The sequence below is a fragment of the Streptomyces sp. genome (genome assembly GCF_050698815.1).
Taxonomy (GTDB): Bacteria; Actinomycetota; Actinomycetes; order Streptomycetales; family Streptomycetaceae; genus Streptomyces.
Window position 1 is genome coordinate 1 of the sequence record NZ_JBOHCV010000462.1, and the last position, 6,997, is coordinate 6,997.

Annotated in this window: 4 protein-coding genes; all 4 read right to left on the reverse strand. The window is 73.4% G+C overall.

All coding sequences use genetic code 11. From position 1 onward, the window contains the following. On the reverse strand, positions 1-1,039 hold a 1,039-nt coding region (locus ACRDP3_RS16775; protein ID WP_431517770.1), incomplete at its 3' end, for an ATP-binding protein. A gap of 41 nt (positions 1,040-1,080) precedes the next feature. Continuing rightward, on the reverse strand, positions 1,081-4,731 hold the full coding sequence (gene cobN, locus ACRDP3_RS16780; protein ID WP_431517767.1) for a cobaltochelatase subunit CobN: 3,651 nt from the start codon (positions 4,729-4,731) through the stop codon (positions 1,081-1,083). Beyond that, positions 4,728-6,353, reverse strand: a complete 1,626-nt coding sequence (locus ACRDP3_RS16785) for a cobyric acid synthase (RefSeq protein WP_431517768.1) — start codon at positions 6,351-6,353, stop codon at positions 4,728-4,730. Before ACRDP3_RS16785 ends, cobN begins: the two co-directional genes overlap by 4 nt. Then, positions 6,353-6,997 (reverse strand): CobD/CbiB family cobalamin biosynthesis protein (locus ACRDP3_RS16790; protein ID WP_431517769.1); only part of this gene is annotated, 645 nt, incomplete at its 5' end. The genes ACRDP3_RS16790 and ACRDP3_RS16785, both read right to left, overlap by 1 nt.

Consider the following 6,997-nt stretch of genomic DNA (forward strand, 5'->3'; position numbering starts at 1 on the left):
CCGGTCCGTCGTCCGGGCCACCGCCGGGCCCGTCCGGGTCCGGGTCGTCCTCGCCGCCGTCCGGGCCCGCGTGCTGCTGGAGCGTCTCGTCGAGCGTGTCCTCGTCCAGTCCCGGCGCGTCGAACGGGTTCCGCCGGCGCCGGTGCGGCAGCGCCAGCAGCGCCGCCTGCCGTACGTCCTCCGCCATGACGTCGGTCCGGCCCGCCCAGGCGGCCAGCGCGGTGGCCGTACGCGCCATCACCAGGTCGGCCCGCATGCCGTCCACCTCGAACGCCGCGCACGTCGCCGCGATCTGGCGCAGCGCGGCATCGCCCAGCCGCACCTGCGGCAGCAACTCCCGTGCCGCCGCGATGCGTTCGCGCAGCGCCTCCTCCTCGGCCGCCCAACGCGCCCTGAACCCGGCCGGGTCGGCGTCGTAGGCGAGCCGCCGCCGCACCACCTCCACCCGCTCGTCGGTCTCCCGGGACGCGGTCACCTCGACCGTCAGCCCGAACCGGTCCAGCAACTGCGGGCGCAGCTCGCCCTCTTCGGGGTTCATCGTGCCGACCAGCAGGAAGCGCGCCGCGTGCCGCACGGAGACGCCCTCGCGCTCCACGTAGGAGGCGCCCATGGCGGCGGCGTCCAGCAGCAGGTCGACGAGGTGGTCGTGCAGCAGGTTGACCTCGTCCACGTACAGCACGCCGCGGTGGGCGTCCGCCAGCAGACCCGGCTGATAGGCCTTCACGCCCTCGGCCAGCGCCCGTTCGATGTCGAGCGCGCCCACGAGCCTGTCCTCGGAGGCCCCGACGGGCAGCTCCACCATCCGGGCCGGGCGCGGCACGCCGCCGCCAGTCTCGTGCGGCCCGTCCGGGCAGTCCGGGTCGGGGACGGCAGGGTCGCAGGAGAACCGGCAGCCGGGTACGACCGCGACACCGGGCATCAGCGCCGCCAGCGCCCGTACGGCGGTCGACTTCGCGGTCCCCTTCTCGCCGCGCACGAGGACGCCGCCGACGGCCGGTGAGACGGCGTTCAGCAGCAGCGCCAGCCGCAGGTCGGACATGCCGACGATCGCGGAGAACGGGTAGGGGCTCTGTGCGGTGCTCACGCGTCTCCCTCCAGGTCGCCTTCGAGCTCCAGGTAAGTGGCCCGCAGATGCTCGATGGTCCGCGGGTCCGGCTCCTCCCACAGGCCGCGGTCGGCGGCCTCGAGCAGGCGCTCCGTGATGCCGCGCAGGGCCCAGGGGTTGGACTTCTTCATGAAGTCCTGGTTGGTCTCGTCGGCCACATACTCGGCCGCGAGCTTTTCGTACATCCAGTCGTCGACGACGCCGGCCGTCGCGTCGTACCCGAAGAGGTAGTCGACGGTCGCCGCCATCTCGAAGGCGCCCTTGTAGCCGTGCCGCCGCATGGCCGCCATCCAGCGGGGGTTGACCACCCGGGCACGGAAGACGCGGTGCGTCTCCTCGCCCAGGGTGCGGGTCTTGACCTGGTCGGGGACGGCCGAGTCGCCGATGTACGCCTCGGGGGAGCCGCCGGTCAGGTGCCGCACCATGGCGACCATGCCGCCGTGGTACTGGAAGTAGTCGTCGGCGTCCGCGATGTCGTGCTCGCGGGTGTCGACGTTCTTCGCCGCCACCTGGATGCGGCGGAACGCCGCCTCCATGTCACCGCGCGCCGGGCGCCCGTCCAGGCCGCGCCCGTACGCGTAGCCGCCCCACACCGCGTAGACCTCGGCGAGGTCGGCGTCCGAGCGCCAGTTGCGGGCGTCGATCAGCGGCAGCAGGCCCGCGCCGTACGCGCCCGGCTTGGAGCCGAAGACGCGGGCCGTGGCGCGCCGCCGGTCGCCGTGCCCGGCGGTGTCCTCCTCGACGTGCGCCCGCAGGTAGTTCTGCTCGGCGGGCTCCGCCAGCTCCGCCACCGCCCGTACGGCATCGTCCACCATCGCCACCACGTGCGGGAACGCGTCACGGAAGAAGCCCGAGATCCGCACCGTCACATCGATACGGGGCCGGCCCAGCTCCGTGAGGCCGACCACCTCGAATCCGGTGACGCGGCGGGAGGCGTCGTCCCAGACCGGGCGGCAGCCCAGCAGGGCCAGGATCTCCGCGATGTCGTCGCCCTGTGTACGCATGCAGGACGTGCCCCACACGGTGAGCCCGACCGAGCGCGGATAGTGGCCGTTGTCCTCGAGGTGCCGCTTGACGAGGGATTCGGCCAGCGCGCTGCCCACGTCCCAGCTCAGCCGGGAGGGAATGGCCTTGGGGTCGACGGAGTAGAAGTTGCGCCCGGTCGGCAGCACGTTGACCAGCCCGCGGGTCGGCGAACCCGACGGCCCGGCCGGTACGTAGCCGCCGTCCAGGGCGTGCAGCACGTTGCCGATCTCGTCGGTCGTACGGGCCAGCCGCGGCACGACCTCGTCGGCCGCGAACTCCAGCACCCGTACGGCATCGGCCAGTTCGGTGCCGAGCGCACTCGCCACGACCGGCGCCGCGGCCTGGGTCGCCCACTCGCGGGCCTCCATCGCCTCCACCAGCTCGCGGGCCAGCCGCTCCAGCAGATCCACGGCGTCGGAGGCGGTACGGGCAGGTCCGGGAGCCAGTGCCGTCAGGGCCTCGGGCACGGTCACCCGCGCGCCCGGCTCGGCCAGCAGCTCCGCCTCCGTCAGTCCGAAGTGCCGCGCGAGCGCCGCCCGCAGTCCCGGCAGCGCCCCGCCGACGCCGCCCCACACCTGCGCCGAACGCAGCACGGCCAGCGCCAGGTTGACGCGTGGTTCGCCGACCGGGCCACCGCCCAGGATGTGCAGGCCGTCCCGGATCTGGACGTCCTTGATCTCGCACAGCCAGCCGTCGACGTGCATCACGAAATCGTCGAAGTCGTCCTCGCCCGGCTGCTCGTCGACGTGCAGGTCGTGGTGGAGTTCCGCGGCCCGTACGAGCGTCCAGATCTGGGCACGCACGGCCGGGGCCTTGGCCGGGTCGAGGTCGGAGACCAACGCGTACTCGTCCAGCAGCTGTTCGAGCTTGGCGAGGTCGCCGTAGGTGTCGGCGCGGGCCATCGGGGGCACCAGGTGGTCCACCACCGTGGCGTGTCCGCGCCGCTTGGCCTGGGTGCCCTCGCCCGGGTCGTTGACGATGAAGGGGTAGACCAGCGGCAGTTCGCCGAGCACCGCGTCGGGTGCGCAGGACGCTGACAGGCCCAGGCCCTTGCCGGGCAGCCACTCCATGGTGCCGTGCTTGCCCATGTGAACGACGGCGTCGGCGCCGAAGGTGTGCTCCAGCCAGCGGTAGGTCGCCAGGTAGTGGTGCGAGGGCGGCATGTCGGGGTCGTGGTAGATGGCGATGGGGTTCTCGCCGAAGCCGCGCGGCGGCTGGATCAGTACGACCACGTTGCCGAACTGCAGGGACGCCAGCACGATGTCGTCGCCGTCGACGTACAGGCCGCCCGGCGGCTCGCCCCATGCCTCGACCATGCCGGCGCGCAGGCCGGGGTCGAGCCGGGCGAACCACTCCTGGTAGTCCTTCAGCGGCACCCGCGCGGGCGCCGCCGCGAGCTGCTCCTCCGTGAGCCACTCCACGTCGTGGCCGCCCGCCGCGATGAGGCGGTGGATCAACTCGTCGCCGTTGTCAGGGTGCCCTTGGACTCCGTAGCCCGCATCCCGGAGCGCGTCCAGCAGTCCGACGGCCGAGGCCGGGGTGTCCAGGCCCACCGCGTTGCCCACCCGCGAGTGCTTCGTGGGATATGCGGTGAAGACCAGCCCGAGCCTCTTCTCGGCGTTCGGCTTGTGGCGCAGCACCGCGTGCCGCACCGCGATGCCCGCGACCCGCCGCGCCCGCTCCGGGTCGGCGGCGTACACAGGCACCCCCTCCGGCCCCTCCTCCTTGAAGGAGAACGGCACGGTGATCAGCCGCCCGTCGAACTCCGGGATCGCCACCTGCATCGCCGCGTCCATCGGCGACAGCGCGGCGTCCGACTCCTCCCACGCCGCGCCGCTGCTCGTCAGGCACATTCCCTGCAGCAGCGGCACATCCAGCTCGGCCAGTGCCCCGATGTCCCACGTCTCGTCGTCACCGCCCGCGGACGCGTCGCCGGCCACGGTGCCGCCGGCCGCCAGCACGGTGGTCACCAGCGCGTCGGCCTGCCCCAGCAGCCGGTAGAGACCGGCGTCGGCGCCTCTGAGTGAACCGCAGTAGACGGGCAGCGCGTTGCCGCCCGCCGCCTCGATCGCGTCGCACAGCACGTCCACGAACGCGGTGTTCCCCGACAGTTCGTGCGCCCGGTAGAAGAGCACGCCCACGGTGGGCCGGTCCGGCTGCCGCGCGTACTCGCCGTGCACTCCGAACTCGGGCATGTCGGCGGGCGGTTCGAAGCCCTCGCCGCTCATCAGCACGGTGTCGGAGAGGAACCTGGCGAGCTGCGTCAGGTTCTCCGGTCCGCCCTGGACCAGATAGCGCAGCGCTTCCGCGACCACCCCGGAGGGCACGCTGGACTCCGCCATCAACTCCGCGTCGGGCACGGCCTCGCCCCCCAGCAGCACCGTCGGCACACCGGACGCCTTCAGCGCCGCGAGGCCGTCCTCCCAGGCCCGCTTCCCGCCGAGCAGCCGCAGGACCGCGACGTCCGCGCCGGCCAGCAGGCCCGGGAGGTCCTCGGTGGCGTCGACCCGGGTGGGGTTGGCGATCCGGTACCCGGCACCCGAGGCACGAGCGGCGAGCAGATCCGTATCGGCGGTGGACAACAGCACAACAGTGCTCATGAGGGCGCTCCCGCGTCTTGGTCTTGGTCTTCGGCCGGGGCTTGGTCTCGGTCTTCGGCTGGGGCGTGCGTATCCGGCGCCCCCGGGGCGATGAACGGCAGGCCCGCGGGCGGGCCCGACTCGATCAGGCGCAGCAGCGCGTCGGTGTCGGCGTGTTCCTCGATGAGATCGCCCAGGCGATCCAGCTGTTCCTCGCGCAGCGCGGCGAAACTCGTATCCGGCGCCGGCCGGAAACCCGTGCGTCCCGCGTCCGTGGCGACACGGCGCAGGAAGGCCCGCCGGAAACCGTCGCTCTCCAGCGCCCCATGCCAGTGGGTACCCCACACCGGGCCGACCCGGCAGCCGTCCAGGCTCTCCCCGCGTGCGTCGGTGAACAGGGCGTCCCCGCCCAGCACCTCGGCGACGCCGTGGTGGATCTCGTACCCCTCCACCGTCTCGCCCAGCGCCGAACCGACCGGCCGTGCAAGGGTCTTCTCGCGCGCGAACCGCACCCGCACCGGCAGCAGCCCCAGCCCGTCCACCGTGCCCGCCCGCGACTCCACCTCGTCCTCGATCCGCTCGCCCAGCAGCTGGAAGCCCCCGCAGACGCCCAGCACCGGCCGCCCCTCGGCGACCCGCCGCCGCACCGCGTCCGCGAGTCCCCGCGCGCGCAGCCACTCCAGCGCCCGTACCGTCCCGCGGGTGCCGGGCAGCACCACCAGGTCGGCGTCCGCCAGCTCTTCGGGGCGGTCGGTGAAGCGGACGACCACGCCGGGCTCGGCGGCGAGCGCGTCGATGTCGGTGAAGTTCGACATCAGCGGCACCGGCACGACCGCGATCCGCAGTACGTCCGTGCCGCAGGGCGGTGCGGACACCGACTCACGTACGGTGCCGCGCAGGGACACCCTCAGCCCGTCCTCCTCGTCGATGCCCAGGCCGTGCCGGAAGGGCAGCACACCCAGCACGGGCCGCCCCGTGAGACCGCGCAGCATCTCCAGTCCCGGTTCCAGCAGCGCCACGTCGCCGCGGAACTTGTTCACCGCATAGCCCGCGACCAGTGCCTGGTCGCGCTCCGCCAGCAGCGCCGTCGTACCGAAGAACGACGCGAAGACGCCACCACGGTCGATGTCGCCGACGATCACCACCGGCAGCCGGGCGGCGCGCGCGAGGCCCATGTTCACGATGTCGGTGCGCCGGAGGTTGATCTCGGCGGGACTGCCGGCGCCCTCGCAGATCACCGCGTCGTGTGTACGCCGCAGCTGGGCCAGACAGTCGGCCACGGTGCCGAGCAGCTTCTCCTGCCGCCCGGAGTGGTAGTCACCGGCGCTCAGTTCACCGACGGCCTTGCCCAGCAGCACGACCTGGCTGCTGCGGTCGCTGCCCGGCTTCAGCAGCACCGGGTTCATCAGCGCGCTCGGCTCGGTACGCGCGGCGGCGGCCTGCATGGCCTGCGCACGCCCGATCTCGGCACCCTCCCGTGTCACGAACGAATTGAGCGACATGTTCTGCGCCTTGAACGGCGCGACCTTGAGCCCCTTGCGTGCCAGCCAGCGGCAGATCCCGGCCGTCACCACGCTCTTGCCCGCGTCCGAGGTCGTGCCGGCGACGAGCAGCCCGCCGCCGGTGCGGTTCCCGGTCCTCATCAACTCCCCCTCCCGGCCCGCGCATGCGCCACGGCACGCCGGACGCCCGTACCGGCGCCGGCGGTGAGCAGCAGCGCCAGCAGGCCGACCCTTCGCGACAGCCGTACGGCCCGCGCGATGTCTTCTGTGCGCACCGCGCGCCCCGAGGCGTTCAGCACCGGCCGGCGCTCGACGCGTCCGCCGTAGGCGAGGGTGCCGCCGAGCCGCAGGTCCAGCGCACCCGCGAAGGCGGCCTCCACGGGACCGGCGTTGGGGCTGGGATGCCGGTGCGCGTCCATGCGCCAAGCGCGGACCGCACCCGCGGGGCACGGGCCGGCGAGCGCGGCGAGTACCGCTGTCAGCCGCGCGCCCGGCCACCCCGCCACGTCATCCAGCCGGGCCGCGGCCCAGCCGAAGTGACGGTGACGCGGGGAGCGGTGGCCGACCATCGCGTCGAGGGTGTTCACGGCACGGAAACCGGCCATGCCGGGTACGCCGGCGAGGGCGTCCCACACCAGGGCACCCACGACGGCGTCCGAGGTGTTCTCGGCCACCGATTCCACTACGGCGCGCGCGATGCCGTCCGCGTCCAGCGCCTCCGGGTCCCGGCCGCACAGCTGCGGCAACAGGCGCCGTGCGCCCGCCACGTCGCCGGCGTCCAGCGC

Coding starts and splice junctions, on each gene's coding strand:
- cobN (WP_431517767.1), bottom strand. CDS start 4,731: ATGAGCACTGTTGTGCTGTTGTCCACCGCCGATACGGATCTGCTCGCC.
- ACRDP3_RS16785 (WP_431517768.1), bottom strand. CDS start 6,353: ATGAGGACCGGGAACCGCACCGGCGGCGGGCTGCTCGTCGCCGGCACG.